19 protein-coding genes are annotated in these 20120 nt (G+C 66.2%); 5 read left to right on the top strand and 14 right to left on the bottom strand.

The window, feature by feature from the left end; all coding sequences use genetic code 11:
• Window positions 1-69: 69 nt before the first annotated feature.
• Window positions 70-330: a hypothetical protein gene (locus tag ACNI3R_RS17640; protein WP_426185756.1), complete on the bottom strand. Its 261-nt coding sequence runs from the start codon at window positions 328-330 to the stop codon at window positions 70-72.
• Here ACNI3R_RS17640 and ACNI3R_RS17635 point away from each other — a divergent pair.
• Entirely contained in the window at window positions 311-1186 is an 876-nt protein-coding gene (locus ACNI3R_RS17635) for a peptidoglycan DD-metalloendopeptidase family protein (RefSeq protein WP_426185754.1), read from the top strand. The genes ACNI3R_RS17640 and ACNI3R_RS17635 overlap by 20 nt on opposite strands.
• Here ACNI3R_RS17635 and ACNI3R_RS17630 read toward each other — a convergent pair.
• Window positions 1165-1830, bottom strand: coding sequence for a YoaK family protein (locus tag ACNI3R_RS17630; RefSeq protein ID WP_426185752.1), 666 nt, complete (start codon window positions 1828-1830; stop codon window positions 1165-1167). The two genes, ACNI3R_RS17635 and ACNI3R_RS17630, sit on opposite strands and share 22 nt — an antisense overlap.
• A gap of 83 nt (window positions 1831-1913) precedes the next feature.
• On the opposite strand from ACNI3R_RS17630, the gene rimO reads away from it, so the two are divergent.
• Window positions 1914-3251 carry a 30S ribosomal protein S12 methylthiotransferase RimO gene (gene rimO / locus ACNI3R_RS17625; RefSeq protein WP_426185750.1) on the top strand — a complete coding sequence of 446 codons (1338 nt, stop codon included), beginning with the start codon at window positions 1914-1916 and terminating at the stop codon, window positions 3249-3251.
• An 18-nt stretch (window positions 3252-3269) separates the two neighbouring features.
• Here rimO and paoC read toward each other — a convergent pair whose 3' ends face one another.
• From paoC to ACNI3R_RS17595, 6 genes are all read right to left on the bottom strand, one after another.
• Window positions 3270-5477, bottom strand: a complete 2208-nt coding sequence (gene paoC / locus ACNI3R_RS17620; RefSeq protein ID WP_426185921.1) for an aldehyde oxidoreductase molybdenum-binding subunit PaoC — start codon at window positions 5475-5477, stop codon at window positions 3270-3272.
• A 2-nt stretch (window positions 5478-5479) separates the two neighbouring features.
• On the bottom strand, window positions 5480-6418 hold the full coding sequence (locus tag ACNI3R_RS17615; RefSeq protein WP_426185748.1) for an FAD binding domain-containing protein: 939 nt from the start codon (window positions 6416-6418) through the stop codon (window positions 5480-5482).
• Window positions 6415-6969, bottom strand: coding sequence for a 2Fe-2S iron-sulfur cluster-binding protein (locus ACNI3R_RS17610; RefSeq protein ID WP_426185746.1), 555 nt, complete (start codon window positions 6967-6969; stop codon window positions 6415-6417). Before ACNI3R_RS17610 ends, ACNI3R_RS17615 begins: the two co-directional genes overlap by 4 nt.
• A gap of 144 nt (window positions 6970-7113) precedes the next feature.
• Window positions 7114-8115: an N-acetyl-D-Glu racemase DgcA gene (gene dgcA / locus ACNI3R_RS17605; protein WP_426185744.1), complete on the bottom strand. Its 1002-nt coding sequence runs from the start codon at window positions 8113-8115 to the stop codon at window positions 7114-7116.
• Entirely contained in the window at window positions 8112-9677 is a 1566-nt protein-coding gene (locus ACNI3R_RS17600; protein WP_426185742.1) for a tetratricopeptide repeat protein, read from the bottom strand. Before ACNI3R_RS17600 ends, dgcA begins: the two co-directional genes overlap by 4 nt.
• Window positions 9667-10887, bottom strand: coding sequence for a polyhydroxyalkanoate depolymerase (locus ACNI3R_RS17595; protein WP_426185740.1), 1221 nt, complete (start codon window positions 10885-10887; stop codon window positions 9667-9669). The genes ACNI3R_RS17600 and ACNI3R_RS17595 overlap by 11 nt, the downstream gene beginning before the upstream one ends.
• A gap of 195 nt (window positions 10888-11082) precedes the next feature.
• Between ACNI3R_RS17595 and ACNI3R_RS17590 the strand changes: the two genes are divergently transcribed.
• On the top strand, window positions 11083-12861 hold the full coding sequence (locus ACNI3R_RS17590) for an ABC transporter transmembrane domain-containing protein (RefSeq protein ID WP_426185738.1): 1779 nt from the start codon (window positions 11083-11085) through the stop codon (window positions 12859-12861).
• A 69-nt stretch (window positions 12862-12930) separates the two neighbouring features.
• On the opposite strand, the gene mmsB is transcribed toward ACNI3R_RS17590, so the two are convergent.
• The 5 genes from mmsB to ACNI3R_RS17565 form a co-directional block, all read right to left on the bottom strand.
• Window positions 12931-13821 (bottom strand): 3-hydroxyisobutyrate dehydrogenase, encoded by an 891-nt coding sequence (gene mmsB / locus ACNI3R_RS17585; protein ID WP_426185736.1) that lies wholly within the window; start codon window positions 13819-13821, stop codon window positions 12931-12933.
• Between the two features lie 4 nt (window positions 13822-13825).
• Entirely contained in the window at window positions 13826-14599 is a 774-nt protein-coding gene (locus ACNI3R_RS17580; protein ID WP_426185734.1) for an enoyl-CoA hydratase-related protein, read from the bottom strand.
• 11 nt (window positions 14600-14610) lie between these two features.
• Window positions 14611-15675: an enoyl-CoA hydratase/isomerase family protein gene (locus tag ACNI3R_RS17575; protein ID WP_426185732.1), complete on the bottom strand. Its 1065-nt coding sequence runs from the start codon at window positions 15673-15675 to the stop codon at window positions 14611-14613.
• Entirely contained in the window at window positions 15672-16817 is a 1146-nt protein-coding gene (locus tag ACNI3R_RS17570) for an acyl-CoA dehydrogenase family protein (RefSeq protein ID WP_426185730.1), read from the bottom strand. The genes ACNI3R_RS17575 and ACNI3R_RS17570 overlap by 4 nt, the downstream gene beginning before the upstream one ends.
• Before the next feature lie 144 nt (window positions 16818-16961).
• Window positions 16962-18467, bottom strand: coding sequence for a CoA-acylating methylmalonate-semialdehyde dehydrogenase (locus tag ACNI3R_RS17565; RefSeq protein ID WP_426185728.1), 1506 nt, complete (start codon window positions 18465-18467; stop codon window positions 16962-16964).
• A gap of 85 nt (window positions 18468-18552) precedes the next feature.
• On the opposite strand from ACNI3R_RS17565, the gene ACNI3R_RS17560 reads away from it, so the two are divergent.
• Window positions 18553-19461 (top strand): LysR family transcriptional regulator, encoded by a 909-nt coding sequence (locus ACNI3R_RS17560; RefSeq protein WP_426185726.1) that lies wholly within the window; start codon window positions 18553-18555, stop codon window positions 19459-19461.
• A 76-nt stretch (window positions 19462-19537) separates the two neighbouring features.
• A complete protein-coding gene (locus ACNI3R_RS17555; RefSeq protein WP_426185724.1) occupies window positions 19538-19822 on the top strand; it encodes a hypothetical protein in 285 nt (94 codons plus the stop codon).
• A 13-nt stretch (window positions 19823-19835) separates the two neighbouring features.
• Here the strand turns inward: ACNI3R_RS17555 and ACNI3R_RS17550 are convergent, their stop codons facing one another.
• A complete protein-coding gene (locus ACNI3R_RS17550) occupies window positions 19836-20000 on the bottom strand; it encodes a hypothetical protein (protein WP_426185722.1) in 165 nt (54 codons plus the stop codon).
• Between the last annotated feature and the right edge of the window lie 120 nt (window positions 20001-20120).

Raw genomic sequence — 20120 nt, 5'->3', positions numbered from 1 at the left:
GGGCAGACAGGTCGAGAGCCGGGGTGAAATGCCCGCAGCGGGCTGCTAACAGGACGATATGGTTCAGCATCACCGCCGCCCCGCCGCCTTCGCCGTGACAGCGCTGCTGCTGACGACCGCCTGTATTCCCTCTCCCGATCGAGCTGACGTACGCAGCGCAGCGCCGCCGCCACGCGCGCAGCGCAGCGCAACGGCGACGTCGCCAACGCCGCCGAGGCAGATCGCCCCGACGCCGGTTCCGGGACCGCCGCCGCCACCCGTCTCGGAAAATGTGCCACCCTCGCCGCCCCCGGCATGGCAGGTACGGACCGTGACACCATCCGCCGTCAATGTCCCTTCGTCGGTCTATGTGGTGCGAAGCGGCGACACGCTGCGCGGCATTTCCGAAAAGACGCGCGCAGCTTCGGAGGCCATCGCCCGGGTCAACGACATCCCGCCCCCCTTCAAGATACTCGTCGGCCAGAAGCTGAAGATTCCCGGCGGCCGCTATCACCGGGTCGGCAAGGGCGAGACCGGCATCGCGATCGCCCGCGCTTATGGCGTCGACTGGCTGAAAATCGCCCAGAGCAACCAGCTCGAAGAACCCTATGTGCTGCGCGAAGGCCAGCGGCTGCTCGTTCCCAGCGAGGTCGAAGTCGCGCGCATGTCGCCCGACGAACGCGCCGCCGCCTTTCGCGTCGACATCGAGGATATCATCTCCGGTTCGGAGCCTGCCGTGGCAACGCGCGAGCAGCCCAAGCCGCCGGTCACGACCCCGCGCACCGTCGCCCCCACCGTGGCCGTGGCCGAACCGAAAAGCTTCGCGGGCCGCTTCGACTGGCCGGTCAAGGGCAAGATCCTGCGCGGTTTCGGCAAGATCGGCAGCGGCCAGACCAATGACGGGGTCAACATCGCTGCCGAACGGGGAAGCCCCATCGCCGCAGCGGCGGACGGCGTGGTCGCCTATGTCGGGCAGGACATTCCCGCTTATGGTACGCTCGTGCTGCTGCGCCATGGCGACGGCTGGATAAGCGCCTATGGCTACGCCGACAGCATCACGGTGACACGCGGCCAGAAGGTGGTGCGGGGGCAGACGATCGCCCGGAGCGGGGCCAGCCCCTATAGCGCCGAGCCGCAACTCCATTTCGAAATTCGCAACGGGCTGAAGCCCGTCAACCCCTTAAGCTATTTGCCCTCGCGCGGCTGATCCCTGCCAGTTAGTTGCAGCCAGGCGCCCCAGAGCGACAGCAGCCCCGCCACCCCTGCGGCAACCCACAGCGCGCCAGCCCCGAGCCGCGCATAGGCCAAAGCTCCCACGACTGCCCCCACGACAAGACCAGACCAGAGCAGCAGGAAGGGGCACCAGGCCCAGCGGTCTCCGCCACGCAACGCGTCGCCCAGCCGTTGCCCGAGGCGAACCAGCGCCCCGGTCATATAGGTTACCCCGATCGTCACGTCGCCGTCGCGCTGGAACACGTTGTTCACGACGCCCATCGCCAGGGCCAGCGGCACCAGCATGGCGAGGGCGCCTCCCCCGTTCGTTTCGATCAGGGCCGAGCAGGCGACGATCAGCGATACAAGCAACAGAATCGCCCCCTTGCGCCGGCCCGGCCAGCGACTTCCGACGAGACTGCCGAATATGACACCCAGGACGAAGCTGCCGATCAGGACGGCCGCCAGCGCCGCGACCGGCCCTGCGGCGACGAGATCGACGCCGAGACGCGTCGAATTGCCGCTCATGAAGGAGACGAACAGGCCCCCGCTCCGCAGAAAACCGATCGCATCGATGAAGCCGGCCAGCGCCGACAGCACCACCGCAAGAGCCCATGCCGATATGCCATAGTGCATCATCCCATCATCTAAGCATCGTCGATGGGGAAGCCGTCAACCGCCTCTCGCCTTTCGCGCTGAAAAGGCTTATGTGCGCGCCACTCATGGCAATCGAAATCCCCTCCCCGCCGAAGATCGGCATGGTCTCGCTCGGCTGTCCCAAGAATCTGGTCGACAGCGAGCGCATCCTCACCAAGCTCCGCTCGGAAGGCTATGGCCTGTCGCCGGACTATGCCGGCGCCGATGTCGTGCTGGTCAACACCTGCGGCTTCCTCGACAGCGCCAAGGAGGAAAGCCTTGAGGCGATCGGCGAGGCCATTGCCGAAAATGGCCGCGTGATCGTCACCGGCTGCATGGGCGATGAAGCCGATGCGATCCGCGCCCGCTTTCCCAACGTGCTCGCGATCTCGGGCGCACACCAATATGAGTCGGTCGTCGGCGCAGTGCATGAAGCGGCGCCGATGCCGCCTTCGCCCTATGTCGATCTGGTGCCGGAATCGGGGCTCAAGCTCACCCCACGCCATTACAGCTATCTGAAGATCTCCGAGGGCTGCAACCATCGCTGCAGCTTCTGCATCATCCCGTCGATCCGCGGCGATCTGGTCAGCCGGCGTCCCGACGCGATCCTGCGCGAGGCCGAAAAGCTGATCGCGGCGGGCACGCGCGAATTGCTGGTGATCAGCCAGGACACCTCCGCTTACGGCCTGGACCTGCGCCATGCCAGCTACCCGCTGAAGGGCGGCGGCGAGGTCCGCGCGCATATGACCGATCTGGCCCGCGAACTGGGTCGTCTGGGCGCCTGGGTGCGGCTGCACTATGTCTATCCCTATCCGCATGTGGATCAGGTCATCCCGCTGATGGCGGAAGGGCTGCTGCTCCCCTATCTCGACATCCCCTTCCAGCATGCCAGCCCGAGCGTGCTGCGCGCAATGAAGCGGCCGGCGAACGACGCGAAGGTGCTCGAACGACTGGCGGCGTGGCGATCGATCTGCCCTGACATCGCGGTCCGCTCGACCTTCGTGGTGGGCTTTCCCGGCGAGACCGAGGAAGACTTCCAATATCTGCTCGACTGGCTCGACGAGGCGCAGCTCGACCGCGTCGGCGCCTTCCGCTTCGAACCGGTCGCCGGCGCGACCGCCAACGATCTGCCGGGCGCTGTTCCCGAAGCGGTCAAGGAAGAGCGCTACGCCCGCATCATGGAAAAGTGCGCCGCCATCTCGGCTGCGAAGCTCGAAGCCAAGGTCGGCCGCACGCTCGACGTGATCATCGACCTGGTCGACGAAGAAGGCGGCGCAACTGGTCGCTCGAAAGCCGATGCGCCCGAGATCGACGGTGAGGTCCATCTTCGCGACGCCGGTCATCTTCTCCCGGGCGATGTGGTCCGGGTCGAGATCGAGGAAGCCGACGACCACGACCTGTACGGGGTGCCGCTTCCGGCCTGATGCCGCTGCCGCGCCCGGTCAGGGCAGCGGCAGGCGGTCGATCAGCTTGTCGAGCGTCAGCGGATAGTCGCGAAGCCTGATCCCGGTCGCGTTGTAGACCGCGTTGGCGATAGCCGCCCCAGCGCCGCAGATGCCGAGTTCGCCGACCCCCTTCGCCTTCATCGGCGAGGATTTGTCGTCCAGTTCGGGCAGGAAGAACACGTCCTGATCGGGGATGTCGGCATGGACCGGCACATGATAGTCGACCAGGTCGCGCGTGACGAAATAGCCGAAGCGCGGATCGACGACGAGTTCCTCCATCAGCGCCGCCCCAGCGCCCATCGTCATCGAACCGATGACCTGGCTACGCGCCGATTTCGGATTGAGGATGCGCCCCGCCGCGAAGGCACCCGCCTGACGCCGGATGCGGATCTCGCCAGTATAGAGATCGACCCCGACCTCGCAGAAATGGGCGCCGAAGGTGGCCTGGGCGTAGCGCTTCGACAATGATCCGAAGTCGATGCCGTCGGTCACTGCGATGCCCTCCGGCCCGGCTGCCTCGCCTAGCGCGATGCGGCGATTCCCGGACAGGACATGCCCATCGACGAAGTCGACGTCGGCATCGTTGAACCCAGCCCTCTGAGCGATCTCGCGCCTGAGGGACAGACAGGCGGCATAGACGCCCGCCGTGGCGCTGTTCGCGCCCCATTGGCCGCCAGACCCCGCCGACTTCGGAAAAGTGCTGTCGCCCAGCCGCACGTCCACATCGGCGATGTCGACACCCAGCATCTCGGCGGCGGTCTGCGCGATGATCGTGTAGCTGCCGGTGCCGATGTCGGTCATGTCGGTCTCGACCCAGACACGGCCGCCGCTCTCGATCCCGACGCGAGCCTTGGAGGACGTGACGAGGTTACCGCGAAAGGCGGCGGCCATCCCCATGCCGATCAGCCACTGGCCCTCGCGCCGGCTCGCAGGCTTATCCGGCCGATTGGCCCAGCCGAAGCGCTCGGCCCCGGCGCGCAGACATTCGACGAAGGGACGGCTCGAAAAGGGACGCTCCGGTCCCTTCTCCGGATCATATTGGACGTCGTTGCGGATGCGCAGTTCGACGGGATCAAGGCCAACCTTCTCCGCCAGTTCGTCCATCGCGACTTCCAGCGCGAGCATGCCGGCGGCTTCGCCCGGCGCGCGCATCGCATTGCCTTCGGGCAGGTTCAGTTCGGTCAGATAATGCGCGACCAGCCGGTTCGCGCCGCGATAGAGCAAGCGGGTCTGGATACCCGCGCTCTCGGTGCCGCCGCCGGGCTGGTTGCCCGACCAGCTTTCATGGCCGATCGCGACGATCCGTCCGTCGGGATCGGCACCCAGCCTTATGCGCTGCACCGTCGCGGGGCGGTGGGTGGTATTGTTGGCGATCTGTGGGCGGGCGAGAGCGACCTTCACCGGGCGACCGATATGCCGCGCTGCAATGGCGGCCAGCACCGCATCGGCGCGGACCCACAGCTTCGATCCGAACCCGCCACCGACATAAGGTGAAAGGACTCGGACCTTGTCCTTGGCGATGCCGAGCGTGACCGCCATGTCGTCGACCGCCTCGGCGATCATCTGGTTCGAGGTCCAGAGGGTCAGCGCATCGCCGTCCCAGCGCGCCGTCGATGCGTGCGGCTCCAGCATCTGGTGGCTCTGGTCAGGCGTCGTGTAGCGCTCGTCCAGCTGCACGGCAGCCGCCGCGAACCCTGTCTCGAAATCACCCGTGCGGGTGAGGCCGGGACCGCCGAAGCCGCGCGGCGCCTGCCTGGCATTCGGGATGGCCTCTTCAAGATCGTAGCGCCCATCCTCCGCGACATAGTCGATCTTGAGCAGGGCTGCGGCATGGCGCGCCTGTTCGAACCGCTCGGCGACGATCAGCGCCACTGCCTGGTCATAATGCTCGATCTCCGGCCCGCCGAGCAGGCGAACCGCATGCGAGCGCGACTGGCCCAGTTGTCCAGCATTGGCCGCGTGGATCACGGCGATGACACCGGCCGCGGCTGCGGCCTCGCGCGTGTCGATCGACTGGATGCGCCCCTTGGCGATGGTCGACCCGACCACCCAGCCATAAGCGGCGTCAGGTGCGACATCGTGCCGCTCATAGGCGTAAGGCGCGGTGCCGCTGACCTTGAGCGGCCCTTCGACCCGGTCGAGCGGCCGGCCCACGACGCGCTCGCGATCGATCGGGTTGGTGCCGGCAGGCGTGTCGAATTTCAGGCTCATGCCGAGGCCTCCGTCATGACTGCCGAGAGAGTCCGTCGCAGCAGGGCGAGCTTGAAGCGGTTCTGTTCGGTCGGCCGGGCACCCGCCGTCAGCGCGTCGGCGAGGGCATCGACCCCACCCTTTTCCGCGCCCTCGACCCGCCACGGCTTGGCGGCGACCCCGCCCACGGCGACGCGCCTTTCACCCTCACTGACGATCGCGGCGACCGAGACCAGCGCGAAGGCATAGGATGCCCGGTCGCGCACCTTGCGATAGATATGCCGACCGGGAACCGGGGGCGGCAGAATCACCGCCGTGATCAGTTCGCCCGGATCGAGCACGGTCTCGACCTGCGGCGTCTCTCCCGGCAATGTGTGAAAGTCCCCCATGCCGATCGTGCGCGTCGCACCATCGGCCTTGATCGTCTCGATCCGCGCATCGAGCACGCGCAAACCGACCGCCATGTCGGACGGATGGGTTGCGATGCACTGATCGCTGCTCCCGAGGACGGCCAGGCCCCGGCTCATGCCGCCGATCGCCGAGCAGCCCGAACCGGGCTCGCGCTTGTTGCAGGGTTTGCTGACGTCGTAGAAATAGGGACAGCGGGTCCGCTGGAGCAAATTGCCCGCCGTCGTCGCCTTGTTGCGCAACTGCCCGGAGGCGCCAGCCAGCAGCGCCCGCGACAGGACTGCATAGTCCGCTCGCACGCGCCGGTGCGCCGCCAGATCGGTGTTGCGGACGAGAGCGCCGATGCGCAGGCCACCTTCATCGGTTTCATCTATCCGGTCGAGCCCGGTGCGGTTGATGTCGATCAGATGCGCCGGCTTCTCGACCCGCGCCTTCATCAGATCGAGCAAATTGGTGCCGCCCGCGACGAAACGCGCACCGGGATGCTCTGCGGCCAGGCGCGCCGCATCGGCCGCGTCGCTGGCGCGATGATAGGTGAAGGGGGTCATGCCGCCGTCTCCCCGGCCACCTGACGGATCGCTGCGATGATATTCGGATAAGCCGCGCAGCGACAGATATTGCCGCTCATCCGCTCGCGCAGTTCGTCGTCGGACAGGCGGACGTCCAGCAGGTCGGCAGTGACATGGCTCGGTATGCCCCGCTCGATCTCGTCCAGCACCGCGACCGCCGAGCAGATCTGGCCGGGCGTGCAATAGCCGCACTGATAGCCGTCCTGCTCTACGAAGGCCCGCTGCATCGGGTGGAGCGCCTCGGGCGTGCCCAGCCCTTCGATCGTCACGACCTCGTCGCCGTCATGCATGACGGCCAGCGACAGGCAACTGTTGATCCGGCGACCATCGACGATCACCGTGCAAGCGCCGCACTGGCCATGGTCGCAGCCCTTCTTGGTCCCCGTCAGCCGCAGATGCTCGCGCAGCAGATCGAGCAAAGTGGTCCGGGGATCGAGCGCAACTTCATGCTGTTCCCCATTGACCTTGAGCGTGACCGCCACGACAGACTCTGCGGCCGCCGCGGCGCCCGTCGCCAGTTGCTGCGTCATTGCTCACTCCTTGTCCGGAAACATCGTCGGTCGGCATTGCGTCGCCCCACGCTCACCCAACGCCACTGCACGCAACAGGTTTCATTTCGTCGGCGTGCAAGGTCAGCATAGCCTTTGGGGCAGGCTCGATCCTTAACTACCGGATCAGCCCCAGAGGACGGGCTGCGCCGGATGCGCGATCCCGCGGTCGAAAGCGATCGGGCAGTCCCGGTCGGCGCCGAGCAGCAGCGGGCCGTCAAGGTCGACCCAGCGCGCCTGCTGCGCGACGATCATGGCAGGCGCGACCGCGAGCGAGGTGCACAACATGCACCCCACCATGAGGTCGAGTCCCTCCGCACGCGCGGCTTCGGCCAAGCGCAGCGCCTCGGTGAGGCCACCAGCCTTATCCAGCTTGATGTTGACGGCGTCATAGCGCCCGACGCAACGCGCGATATCCGCACTGTCCTGGCAGCTTTCGTCGGCGCAGAGCGGGATTGGCGAGGCGATGCCGTCGAGCAGATGATCGAGACCGGCCTTGACCGGCTGTTCGATCAGTTCGACCCCGAACGGCAGCAGCGCCGCCGCTTCCGCCGCCACATCGCGGCCGGTCCAGCTCTCATTGGCATCGACGATGATGCGCGCATCAGGGGCCCCGCGCCGGACGGCCGCCACGCGATCGAGATCGCCCTCCCCCGCCAGCTTGAGCTTGAGCAATGGGTAGGTCGGCGCTGCGGCCCGAGCATCCAGCTCCATCTTCGCAGGCTCGCCCAGCGATATCGTGAAGGCGGTGGTCAGGGGAATGATCGCGTCGAGACCGGCCAAGGCCCAGGCCGGCTGTCCGCTGCGCTTCGCCTGCGCGTCCCACAGCGCGCAGTCCAGAGCGTTGCGAGCGGCACCGCGCGGCATGAGGTGAAGCAGATCCGACCGCGTCATCCCGTCTTGCAGCTGGGCAGCCATCGCCATGACCTGGTCGAGCACAGACTGGGGCGTCTCTGCGTGATAATAGATAGCGGTCCCCTCGCCCCGGCCCACGCAGCTGCCGTCATCCAGCTCGACCGTCACCACATCGACATGGGTCTTGGCGCCGCGCGCGATGATGAAGCTCCCCGCCACCGGCCAGGTCTCGATCCGTGCGGACAGGCGCGCCGCGATCCGCAGGTCGCTCATGTCAGCGAGGAAGGGTCGCTCACCCGGCGTCGGGGTATCGGCTGGGCCTCGGGCGAGGGCCAATAGGCCTTGGGCAATATCCGCCCGCGCTTCTCGAACGCCGCCTTGACGTCGGGACGGGCCAGCAAACCAGCCCACAGATCGCGCAACCGCGACTTGGGAGCCGCCCACAGCGCGCCGGTCGGTTGAAACTGGACGATCAGTTCACCTGAGACATTATCGTCAGCCAGCCCCTTCAGTGCGATCTGCGCAGCCTCGGCATCGCGCTTGACGCACAGCAGTGCCTCGACCGCCGCCGCATGGTTCTGCCAGGCGAGCGACTTGAGACGTTCGATCGCCGGCGCCGCCTCCGCCGCCCGGCCGAGCGCACCAAGCGCACAAACCTCACTGCGATCGATCCACCGCATGGCGAAATCGTTGAGCACGCCCTTGCCCTTGGTCTGGATCGCCCGCGCGATGACCAGGGCCTGGGCCGGCCTGCCGATCTCGTCGAGATATTCGGCATAGGTGATCAGGGCCGGTGCTGCTTCGGGTGTCTTGACCAGATCGAGCGTCAGCAGCGTCGAGAGGAAGTCGGCGGCCTGCGCATCGCGGCCAGCGAGCGCCAGAGCGCGAGCGCGCAGCATGGCGACCTGTATCTCTTCCTCGCTCATCCCATTGGCGATCTCGGCACGGCCGGTAAGATCCACCGCGTCCGCAGCCCTACCAAGCAGCAGCAGAGCATTGGCCGCATCGCGCAGCGCGGCGTCCGAAGCCTGCATGTCGCCATAATTGGCGAGCTTCTCCTGCGCATATTGATCGACCGCCGTCTTCCCGGCCGGGCCGAGCCGGCGCTCGATCGACGGCCAGAGTGCAGCATAGCTGCGGTCGATCAGCAAGGACGACAGACTTTCGGGATCGTCGATATGGTCGAGCAACCTATCCGCCTCGTCGATACGGTTCGTCCTGACGAGCGCGGTCACAGCCTCTCTGGCCAGCCCATTTCCCAGCTCGGGCATGTCTGCGGGGGACCAGTTGGCTTGGGCAAGCGCAATCACCGCCCCGTCGCGCACCGCCCTGGCTTCAGCCGAGCGATCGGCGGAGAGCTGGCGGATGATCTCACGGACCCCGCTGCCCGACAGGACATCGAACGAAGCCGGCGCCTCACGGGCCAGACGGGACAGCTGCTCGGCGGCATCGCGAAAGCGATTTTCTCCGGCCGCGACGATGACGCCATAAGCGATCACCAGACCGTCGCGGGGGCTGGACGCAGCCAGTTCCTTCTGGAGGATGCTCAATTCGAGAAAGCGACCTTCGCGGCCGAGGCAGATCAGCCGCATCCGCGACGCGGTATCGCGTTCCGCTCCGGTCAGGCTGGCTGCTACCGGATCGAGCGCCGCCAGCACGCCTTTGCAATCTTCGCGGGAGGCCGCCTCCTGGGCAGTAGCGATCGCCGCTCTGGCTTCAGCCTTGGGGACCGCGCTTATCGCCGTCGAAAGGACCGGCGAAACCCCGAACCCCGCCGCAATGAAAGCGACCGTCGCGCAGAAGTGGCCGAAGCGCAACCCGCGCCTATCGCGCATTCGCGGCGATCCAGGCGTCGACGACCGGCGCGATCTTCTCGCGCCAGCGGCGGCCGTTGAAGATGCCGTAATGGCCGACCTTCTCGGCAAGCAGATACTGCTTCTTCTCGTCCGGCAGCGCGGTCGCAAGGCTCAACGCCGCCTTGGTCTGGCCGATCCCAGAAATATCGTCGCGTTCGCCCTCGATCGCGAGCAGGCCGATATCCTTGATCGCCGCCGGATCGACCAGCTTGCCGCGATGCATGAACTGGCCCTTGGGCAACAGATGGCGCTGGAAGACCTGATCGATCGTCTGAAGATAGAATTCCTCGGTCATGTCGCAGACCGAGCGATATTCGTCGTAGAAGGCCTTGGTGGCGTCGGCGCTTTCCTCATCTCCATCGACGAGATGCTTGAACATGCTCCAGTGGCTGACGAGGTGGTTACCGAGATTCATCGCCATGAAGCCGGTCAGCTGCAGGAAGCCCGGATAGACCCGCCGCCCCACACCCGGATAGTAGACCGGCACGGTGTGGATGACATTCTGCTCGAACCAGGCCAGCGGCCGCTGCGTCGCGACGGTGTTGACGGCGGTCGGCGCCTCGCGCGTGTCGATCGGACCACCCATCATCGTGAGCGACGCCGGACGGCACGGGTTTTCGTCCGCTGCCATGATGGCAACCGCAGCATAAGCCGGCACCGATGGCTGACACACCGCCAGCATATGCGTACCGGGCCCCAGCTTCTCGAGAAACTCGACCAGATAGTCGACATAATCGTCGAGATCGAAGCTGCCCTCGCTGACGGGCACGAGCCGCGCATCGCGCCAATCGGTGATATACACGTCATGGCGCGGCAGCATCCGCTCGACCGTACCGCGCAGCAGCGTGGCATAGTGGCCGGACATCGGCGCCACGATCAACAGCTTCGGTTGCCCGGTCACGCCGCGGCGACGGAAACGCTTGAGCTGCCCGAAGGGCTTGCGGAGGATGATCTCCTCGGTCACCGCGACGATCTTGCCGTCGACCTCGACCTCGGTGAAGCCGAAGTCGGGCTTTCCACGCGACGCGGACGCATGGGCGAACACATCGAGGCCCGACGCCATCATCGGCGCCATATTGCTGTAGGACATCGGGTTGAGCGGGTTCTGCAGCCATTGTGCGCTGATATTGGCCCATGTGCTGGCGGCCGACATCAGCGTCCGCTGAAACTCATAGGCGTCATACAGCATTCAAATCTCCGCGTTCGTGCACAAAGCGTCTCGCAACCCGAAACCCAATACCGCAGCGCAGTATCCCGTGTCATGATCATTTAGGTTTAGCAGGGCGGGATTGCCATAAGCTTTCCATCCTGCATCGCCGCGATGACGATCCGCGACACCTATGGCCGATTGAGCCAGACAGCGCAGCTTGCTAGGGCCGCTTCCATGGCAAGACGTGACGAGCTCCCCCCGAAGTCCCAACGCAAGCTGGGCGAACTGGCTATGATCTGGCGTTTCGCCACCCGCTATCCCGGTCGGATCGCGGCGGCGCTGACGGCACTGGTCGTCGCGGCCTCGGCCACGCTGGCCATTCCCGGCGGTTTCCGGTTGGTCATCGACAAGGGATTCATCGCCTCGGGCGGCGACGTCGGGCCCTATTTCCAGGGGCTGATGGGGATCGTCATGGTCCTCGCGCTGGCGACCGCGACCCGCTTCTATTTCGTCTCCTGGCTCGGCGAGCGCGTCGTCGCCGACATCCGGACCGGGGTTCAGGCCAATCTCCTGCGGCTCGCGCCTGCCTATTTCGAAGAGAATCGCCCTTCCGAAATCGCCTCGCGCCTGACCGCAGACACGGCCATCATCGAACAGGTGGTCGGCACCACCATCTCGGTCGCGCTGCGCAACATCTTCCTCGCGATCGGTGGAATCCTCTACCTCTTCGCCCTGGCGCCGAAGCTCGCCGGCCTGCTGATGCTCGGCATCCCGCTGGTCATCCTGCCGATCGTGTTCATGGGCCGCCGCCTCCGGCGCCTGTCGCAGACATCGCAGGACCGGATCGCCGACGTCGGCGCCACCGTGTCCGAAACGCTGCGTTCGATGAAGATCGTCCAGGGATTCGGGCAGGAACGGCGTGAGGCCGAACGCTTCGGCGAGGTCGTCGAACAGGGCTTTGCCACCGCCCGGCGCCGCATCACCGTCCGCTCGGTGATGACCGCCATCATCATCGGCCTGATCTTCGGATCGATCACCCTCGTCATGTGGCAGGGCGCGATCGACGTCGCCAGCGGCCGCCTGTCGGGCGGCTCGATCGCGGCCTTCATCATGACCGGCGGCATCGTCGCCGGCTCTTTCGGCGCGCTTGCCGAAGTCTATGGCGACATTCTCCGCGCAGCCGGTGCCGCCTCCCGGCTCTCGGAACTGCTGACCGCCGAACCCGAGATCAGGGCTCCTGCTCATCCTGTCGCCCTGCCCGCGCCGGCGATCGGCCGCCTCGCCTTCGATCATGTGGTCTTCCGCTATCCGACGCGGCCCGAGGTGAAGGCGCTCGACGATGTCAGCTTCTCGGTCGAGCCGGGCGAGATGGTGGCCGTCGTCGGCCCCTCGGGAGCCGGCAAGTCGACAATATTGCAGCTCGCCCAGCGCTTCTACGATCCCGAAGGGGGCGCGATCCGGCTCGACGGGGTGGCGCTGCCCGATGCCGATCCGGCCGAGATCCGTCGGCGCCTCGCGGTCGTGCCGCAGGAAACCGTGATCTTCGGCGCGTCGGCGCGCGACAATCTGCGCTATGGCCGCTGGGATGCGGACGATGCCGCGATCTGGGCTGCAGCCGAGGCCGCCAATGCGGCCGGCTTCCTGCGCGACCTGCCGCAGGGGCTCGACACCTTTCTCGGCGAGGCCGGGGCGAGACTGTCGGGCGGCCAGCGGCAGCGCCTCGCCATCGCGCGCGCGTTGCTGCGCGATGCTCCGCTTCTCCTCCTCGACGAAGCAACTTCAGCGCTCGACGCCGAATCCGAAAAGCTGGTGCAGGATGCGCTCGACCGGCTGATGGAAGGGCGCACGACGATCGTCATCGCACACCGCCTGGCCACCGTACGCGCGGCGGACCGGATTCTGGTCATGGATCAGGGCCGCATCGTCGAGGAAGGCGATCATGCCAGCCTCAGCGCGCAGGATGGCCTCTACGCCCGCCTCGCCCGCCTGCAATTCAGCGAAGCGCACGCCTGAGGACAAAGAAAAAGGGCCACGCCAAAATGCCCGTCGCGGCCCTTGTTCCTGCCTTGATCGGGCAAACTCTCAGGCCTTGAAACTGCCGTCGAGCATCTTGATGATCGCCGAAAAGTCCTTGCCGGCGCCGCCGAGATTGGCGAAGGCCTGATAGAGGCTCTCGGCGCTGCTTCCCATCGGTACGCTCGCACCCACGCTCTGGGCGGCCTCGACCGCCAGCTTGAGGTCCTTGAGCATCAGCGCCGACGCAAAGCCGCCGTCATAATTGTTGTCGGCCGGAGTCTGCGGACCGACCCCCGGAACCGGGCAATAGCTCGTCATCGACCAGCTCTGGCCACTCGCCTTGGACGAGATGTCGAAGAAGGTCTGGAGGTCGAGACCCAGCTTCTGCGCGAGCGCGAAGGCTTCGCAGGTGGCGACCATCGTCGAACCGAGGATCATGTTGTTGACGATCTTCGCCGCCTGGCCCGAGCCGGGACCGCCGGCATGGATCACCGCCTTGCCCATCAGCGCGAGGACCGGCTCCGCCCGCGCAAAATGCTCGGCGCTGCCGCCGACCATGAAGGTCAGCGTCCCGCCATTGGCGGCAGCAATGCCGCCCGAGACGGGCGCGTCGACAAAAGCGAGCCCCTTGGCCGTGGCGGCCGCCGCGACCGCGCGGGCGCTGCCCACATCGATCGTCGAGCAATCCATCAGCAGCGCCGAAGCAGGCACCGCCGCGAATATCTCGTTCTCGTAGACCGAACGGACATGCTGGCCGGCCGGCAACATCGTCACGACATAGTCCGCACCCGCAACCGCCTCGGCCGCCGAAGCGACCGGCAGGCAGCCTGCGGCCTTGGCGCGGTCGAGCGCGTCCTGCGACAGGTCGAACGCCCTGACGTCATGCCCCTTCTTGGCAAGGTTGGCGGCCATGCCGCCGCCCATATTGCCGAGCCCGATGAAACCGACCGTCGCCATATGCTTATTTTCCCGTCCAGTTGCCCGGGCGCTTCTCGACGAAGGCGGTCATCCCTTCCGCCTTGTCGTCGGTCGCGCACAGACCGTTGAAGATCCGCCGTTCGAACAGCAGGCCCATGGCGAGCCCGGTTTCGAAGGCGGCGTTGACCATTTCCTTGTTCGCGATGGCGGCCAGCGGCGGCATGCCGGCGATCACCTGCGCCATTTTCAGCGCCTCATCCATCAGCTCGGCCAGCGGCACGACCTTGCTCACGAGGCCACCACGCTCGGCTTCGGCCGCGTCCATCATGCGCCCGGTCAGGCACATGTCCATCGCCTTGGACTTGCCGACGGCGCGGGTCAGCCGCTGCGACCCGCCCATGCCCGGCGCGACGCCCAGCTTGATCTCGGGCTGGCCGAACTTGGCGTTGTCGGCCGCGATCATGATGTCGGCCATCATCGCCAGCTCACAGCCGCCGCCCAGCGCGAAGCCCGACACCGCCGCGATCCACGGCTTGCGGGTCGCGGTGACGCGCTCGAAGCCGGCGAAGAAATTCTCCGCATACATCTCGGAGAAGCCCTTGGGCTGCATCTGCTTGATGTCGGCGCCCGCCGCGAACGCCTTTTCGCTCCCGGTCAGGATCGCGCAGCGCTGCGCGGGATCGGCATCATATTTGCCGAAGGCGTCGATCAGGTCGGCGAGCACCTGGGTGTTCAGCGCGTTGAGCGCCTCCGGCCGGTTGAGGCGGATAATCGTCACCGGCCCCTGGGTTTCGACGAGGATGGTTTCGTAGGACATGCGGAATCCTTTCAGGCTTGGGGCAGAGGCGACCATGCCTCGGCCGTCGGAAGCGGCGCGAAGACGGCATCGACGGTCTCGTCGGTGACGCCCTCGGCAGTGGCCGGGTTCCAGCGCGGCGCATTGTCCTTGTCAACGATCAAGGCGCGAACGCCTTCGACAAAATCGGGATGGCGGATGATGTGCGCGCCCACCGCATATTCCATCGCCATCTCATCGGCGAAGTCGTCGATGCGTGCGGCCTCGGCCAGCAGGCGCAGCACGACCTTGCAGGACAGCGGCGACTTTCCCGACAGCGTCTTGAGCGTGGCCTGTGCCCAGTCCGAGCCGTCTGCCGTCAGGGCAGCGAGGATGTCCTCATAGCGATCCGAAGCGAACAGCCGGTCGATCTCGGCCCGATGGTCGAGGATCGGCGCCTCGGGGACCGTGGTCACCGCGCTGCGAAGCGCCGCATCGATCGCCTTCGGATTGGCGAGGATCGCTGCCTTGAGCGCCTCGACGCCCTCGGAGGCGACATGATGCGTACCCAGCGACAGCGCGAGGCATTCGGCGCCGTTCAGGCGGGCGCCGGTCAAACCGACATATTGGCCCATGCGCCCCGGCATGCGCGACAGATAGCGACCACCGCCGACATCGGTGAACAGGCCGATGCCCGTCTCCGGCATGGCATAGACCGTCCGGTCGGTGACGACGCGAATCGCGCAAGGCTGCGAGATGCCGACGCCCCCGCCCATGGTGATCCCATCCATGAAGGCGATCGTTGGTTTGGCATAGGTGAAGAGCAGATGGTTGAGGCGATATTCCTCATGGAAGAAGGCGCGCGCCGCGACCCCGTCGACCGCTGCGCTCTCCGCGATCAGGCGAATGTCCCCGCCCGCGCAGAAGCCTCGCCCTTCGGCATGGTCGATCATCACCAGATCGATGGCATCGTCATCCGCCCAGGCGACCAGCGCCTCGATCATCGCAGTGCAGATGCCGTGCGTCAGCGCATGGATCGCCTTGGGACGGTTCAGGCGGATGCGGCCCGCCCGGCCTTCGACGAAGGTGAAGACCTCCGGGGGCGCGGTTTCGGTCATTGGCGCAGAAGCTCCCGGCTGGTGATGAGGCGCATGATCTCGTTGGTGCCCTCGAGGATGCGATGCACGCGCAGGTCGCGCCAGAAGCGCTCGATCGGATAGTCTTGCAGATAGCCATAGCCGCCGTGCAGTTGTAGCGCGCGATCGACCACGGCCGAGCCGGTGTCGGTCGCGAAGCGCTTGGCCATCGCAGCAAAATGCGTCTTGTCGGGTGCGTTGGCGGTGACCTTGGCGGCTGCCACGTAGAGCAGCATGCGGGCCGCCTGAAGCTCGGTCTCCATGTCGGCCAGAGTGAACTGAACCGTCTGGAAATCGGCGATCGCCTGGCCGAACTGTTTGCGCTCCTTGGTGTAGCGGATCGCCTCATCGAGCGAGCGCTGCGCACCGCCCAGCGAGCAGGCGCCGATGTTGAGACGCCCGCCGTCGAGGCCCATCATCGCGATGCGGAAGCCCTCGCCCTCGGCACCCAGGCGGTTGCCCACGGGAACGCGCACGCCGTCGAAATTGACCTGCGCGGTCGGCTGCGAATGCCAGCCCAGCTTCTTTTCCTGCGCGCCGAAGCTGACGCCCGGCATGTCCTTGTCGATCACCAGGCAGGAAATGCCCTTGGGTCCGTCAGCACCGGTGCGAACCATGACGACATAGACCTCGTTCTCGCCGCCGCCCGAAATGAACGCCTTCGAGCCAGAGACGACATAATGATCGCCATCGAGCACGGCGCGCGTCTTCAGCGCGGCAGCGTCCGAGCCGGAACCCGGTTCGGTGAGACAGTAGGACGCGATCCGTTCGCAACCGATCAGGTCGGGCAGATAGCTCGCCTTCAGTTCGGCCGAACCGAAGCGGTCGATCATCCACGCAGCCATATTGTGGATCGAGATGAACGCCGAGGTGGAGGGACAGCCATAGGCCATCGCTTCCATGATCAGCGCCGCCTCGAGCCGGCCGAGGCCGATGCCGCCCGACTCCTCGGAGACATAGATGCCGCCGAAGCCGAGGGCGGCGGCGGCCTGGATCGTCTCGCGCGGGAAGATGTGCTTCTCGTCCCATTCGGCGGCGAACGGCGTGATCGCGTCGGCGGTGAACTTCTGCGCCATGTCCTGGATGGCGCGCTGGTCTTCCGTCAGGTCGAACTGGTCGGTCATGTCGGGCCCTTGTCAGTCCTCCCCACCGCCGGGAGGGGAACCGCCAAGGGCGGCAGAGGGGCGGCTGCGAGCAACGGCTCTGCGCGCTTCCCCTCCACCATGCTCCGCATGGTTCCCCTCCCCGTTTCGGGGAGGAATGTTAGCTTACCCCATGGTCGGGATGACGAAGGCGCTATCACCGGCGCCGCCATCGGGCCAGCGCTGGGTAACGGTCTTCACCTTTGTGAAGAACTTGATGCCTTCCATGCCATGCTGGTTGGTGTCGCCGAACGCCGAGCGCTTCCAGCCGCCGAAGGTGTGATAGGCGACCGGCACCGGGATCGGCACGTTGATGCCGACCATGCCGACATTGACGCGCGCCGCGAACTCGCGGGCGGCATGGCCGTTGCGGGTGAAGATGGCGACGCCGTTGCCATATTGGTGCTCGCTCGGCAGGGCCAGCGCTTCTTCGAAATTCTTGGCGCGGACGATCTGGAGGACCGGGCCGAAAATCTCTTCCTGATAGCTCTGCATGCTCGGCTTGACGTGGTCGAACAGCGTCGGGCCGACGAAGAAGCCCTTCTCATGGCCCTGGAGCGTGAAGCCGCGGCCGTCGACGACCAACTCGGCGCCCTCGTCGACACCCATCTGGATGTAGCTCTCGATCTTCGCCTTGTGCGCGGCGGTCACCACCGGACCATAATGGGCGTCCTTGTCGGTCGAAACGCCGACGCGAAGCGCCTCGATCGCGGGGATCAGCTTGGCGCGCAGGCGCTCGGCGGTGTCGTCACCGACGGGCACCACCACCGGAAGCGCCATGCAACGCTCGCCGGCCGAACCGAAGGCCGCACCGGCCAGATCGTTGACGACCTGGTCGAGATCGGCGTCGGGCATGACGATGCCATGGTTCTTCGCACCGCCCATCGCCTGGACGCGCTTGCCGGCTGCGACGCCGCGCTGATAGACATAATGCGCGATGTCGGACGAACCGACGAAGCTGACCGCCTTGACCTCGGGATGATCGAGGATCGCGTCGACCATCGCCTTGTCGCCCTGAACGACCTGCAGGATGCCGTCGGGCAGGCCCGCTTCCTTCATCAGCTCGGCCAGACGAACCGGGACCGACGGGTCACGCTCGGACGGCTTGAGGATGAAAGCGTTGCCGACCGCGATCGCAATGCCGAACATCCACATCGGGATCATCGCCGGGAAGTTGAACGGCGTGATGCCAGCGACGATGCCGAGCGGCTGGCGCATCGAATAGACGTCGATGCCGGGGCCGGCGCCGATGGTGAACTCACCCTTCAGAACATGCGGGATGCCGCAGGCGAACTCGATGACTTCCAGACCGCGCTGGATGTCGCCCTTGGCGTCGGCGATGACCTTGCCATGTTCGGACGACAGGAGGTGCGCCAGCTCCTCCATGTTCTTCTCGATCAGTTCCTTGAACTTGAACATGACGCGCGCGCGGCGCTGGGGGTTGGTCGAGGCCCAGGCCGGCTGCGCCGCCTGTGCCAGCGCAACCGCCTTTTCGAGGTCGGCCGCACTGCCGAGCCCGACGCGCGCCTGCACGGCACCGCTGTTGGGATCGAAAATGTCGCTGTAGCGCTCCGCCGGGCTGCTCGAGCCATCGGCGAAGAAATGGGAAACCTCACGCAATTGGGTCGCCATGATCATCTCTCCTGAAACTGGCGCCGTCTCTCTGCCTCCTCGGCCCCATAGGCAAGCCCTTGCCGTGCAGCACAGAGCTGCATAAATGCAGGCCATGCGCTGGGACGACCTTCAATTTTTCCTGTCACTCGCACGAACGGGGCTGCTGTCGGCCGCCGCGCGCCAGCTCGATGTCGACGCCACCACCGTCGGGCGCCGGATCCGACGCCTCGAGGTCGAGCTGGGCGAACAGACGCTGTTCGTGCAGGGGCGCGAGGGCCACATGCTGACCGAGGCCGGCCGGCGCCTGCTTGCCCGTGTCGAAGCGATGGAACGCGAGGCAGAGGCGATTTCCGAGGGCGAGGTCGCGACCGGCGCACGCGAACTGCGTGGGCGCCTGCGGATCAGCGCGTCGGAGGGTTTCGGCACCTGGCTGATCGCGCACCATCTCGGCGACTTCGCCGAACGCCACCCGCAATTGACGATCGATCTCGCCGCGAACAGCGGCTTTCTCGATCCTTCACGGCGCGAGGCCGATGTCGCCATCCTGCTGGCCCGCCCGCAACGCGGTCCGCTGGTGACCAAGAAGCTCACCGATTATCGCCTGCGCTTCTACGCCAACCGGGACTATGTCGCGCAGCACGGCGCCATCGACGACACGTCCGACCTCGGCGGGCACCGGATGATCGGCTATGTGCCCGACCTGCTCTACTCTCCCGAACTCAACTATCTCGAAGATATATCGCCCCGGATCGAAGCCCGGCTGCGCTCCTCGTCGATCAACGCACAATATCGGATGCTGGCGGCCGGATCGGGCGTAGGCGTGCTGCCCTGCTTCATCGGCGACCGCGATCCGCTGCTGCAGCGCGTGCTGCCCTCGGTAGCGATCACCCGCTCCTTCTGGCTGGTGACCCACCAGGACAGCCGGCGCCTCCCACGCACGGCACTGTTCGTGGAATGGCTGTCGGCGATGGTTCAGTCGCAACGATCGAAGCTCCTCGGCGAGGCCGCCTGATCCTGCGCGGGATCGAAATCCCAAACCGCTCGTTGCAGCAGAACGGGCACAGGGCCCGCTGTACAAGGAGCCTGAGATGATCCGCATGACCATGCTCGCACTTGGTGCGGCCACTGCCGTCCTGACCCTGCCCGCTTTTGCGCAGTCGTCAAACAATCCCACTGGCGAGACGACCCAAGCTCAGGCTGCCGCGCCTCTGCCCGCCGACACACTGCCGGACAGCAACGCGCAGCGAGCCGAAGGCGCAGCCCCGCAGAGCAGTCTGAAGTCCGCCGTCCGTAAGAGCCGGTCGAGCGTAGCCACCTCGATGGTCACCACCGGCCCCACCGAAGGTGCCGCGCGACCCGATCCCGGCAGCTGAGCAGCCAACCCCGTCAGGGCGCAGCCTCGACATCGGCGCTCGAGTCTCCGCCCGAGCGGTTGGCCATCGAGAAGGCGATCAGCACGGCACCGATCACGGCAATCAATATGGCCGCTATCCACAGACCGCGCTTGATGTGGCGGCGGTGACGACGCCGTACCGATTTTGGCCGTGACATGATGAGCCTCCCCATTGGCTGTGGGGAGGACCATAGGGCCTAATCCTGTGCTCCGCCATCATGGTTAAGGGACTGGAAAGCCGATTTGTTTCGGCACCGACCCGTTTCGACACAGTCAGA

It is taken from the genome of Rhizorhabdus antheiae, assembly GCF_049889055.1.
In the GTDB taxonomy this organism is placed as follows: domain Bacteria; phylum Pseudomonadota; class Alphaproteobacteria; order Sphingomonadales; family Sphingomonadaceae; genus Rhizorhabdus.
Note: the sequence above shows the minus strand (reverse complement) of the source record. Positions and strands in the feature narration are given on the sequence as shown.

What these genes read in the sequence shown, in the direction of transcription:
- ACNI3R_RS17630 (WP_426185752.1), bottom strand. Translation starts at nt 1,830, where the DNA reads ATGATGCACTATGGCATATCGGCATGGGCTCTTGCGGTGGTGCTGTCG.
- rimO (WP_426185750.1), top strand. Translation starts at nt 1,914, where the DNA reads ATGGCAATCGAAATCCCCTCCCCGCCGAAGATCGGCATGGTCTCGCTC.
- ACNI3R_RS17615 (WP_426185748.1), bottom strand. Translation starts at nt 6,418, where the DNA reads ATGACCCCCTTCACCTATCATCGCGCCAGCGACGCGGCCGATGCGGCG.
- ACNI3R_RS17610 (WP_426185746.1), bottom strand. Translation starts at nt 6,969, where the DNA reads ATGACGCAGCAACTGGCGACGGGCGCCGCGGCGGCCGCAGAGTCTGTC.
- dgcA (WP_426185744.1), bottom strand. Translation starts at nt 8,115, where the DNA reads ATGAGCGACCTGCGGATCGCGGCGCGCCTGTCCGCACGGATCGAGACC.
- ACNI3R_RS17600 (WP_426185742.1), bottom strand. Translation starts at nt 9,677, where the DNA reads ATGCGCGATAGGCGCGGGTTGCGCTTCGGCCACTTCTGCGCGACGGTC.
- ACNI3R_RS17595 (WP_426185740.1), bottom strand. Translation starts at nt 10,887, where the DNA reads ATGCTGTATGACGCCTATGAGTTTCAGCGGACGCTGATGTCGGCCGCC.
- ACNI3R_RS17590 (WP_426185738.1), top strand. Translation starts at nt 11,083, where the DNA reads ATGGCAAGACGTGACGAGCTCCCCCCGAAGTCCCAACGCAAGCTGGGC.
- mmsB (WP_426185736.1), bottom strand. Translation starts at nt 13,821, where the DNA reads ATGGCGACGGTCGGTTTCATCGGGCTCGGCAATATGGGCGGCGGCATG.
- ACNI3R_RS17580 (WP_426185734.1), bottom strand. Translation starts at nt 14,599, where the DNA reads ATGTCCTACGAAACCATCCTCGTCGAAACCCAGGGGCCGGTGACGATT.
- ACNI3R_RS17575 (WP_426185732.1), bottom strand. Translation starts at nt 15,675, where the DNA reads ATGACCGAAACCGCGCCCCCGGAGGTCTTCACCTTCGTCGAAGGCCGG.
- ACNI3R_RS17570 (WP_426185730.1), bottom strand. Translation starts at nt 16,817, where the DNA reads ATGACCGACCAGTTCGACCTGACGGAAGACCAGCGCGCCATCCAGGAC.
- ACNI3R_RS17565 (WP_426185728.1), bottom strand. Translation starts at nt 18,467, where the DNA reads ATGGCGACCCAATTGCGTGAGGTTTCCCATTTCTTCGCCGATGGCTCG.
- ACNI3R_RS17560 (WP_426185726.1), top strand. Translation starts at nt 18,553, where the DNA reads ATGCAGGCCATGCGCTGGGACGACCTTCAATTTTTCCTGTCACTCGCA.
- ACNI3R_RS17555 (WP_426185724.1), top strand. Translation starts at nt 19,538, where the DNA reads ATGATCCGCATGACCATGCTCGCACTTGGTGCGGCCACTGCCGTCCTG.
- ACNI3R_RS17550 (WP_426185722.1), bottom strand. Translation starts at nt 20,000, where the DNA reads ATGTCACGGCCAAAATCGGTACGGCGTCGTCACCGCCGCCACATCAAG.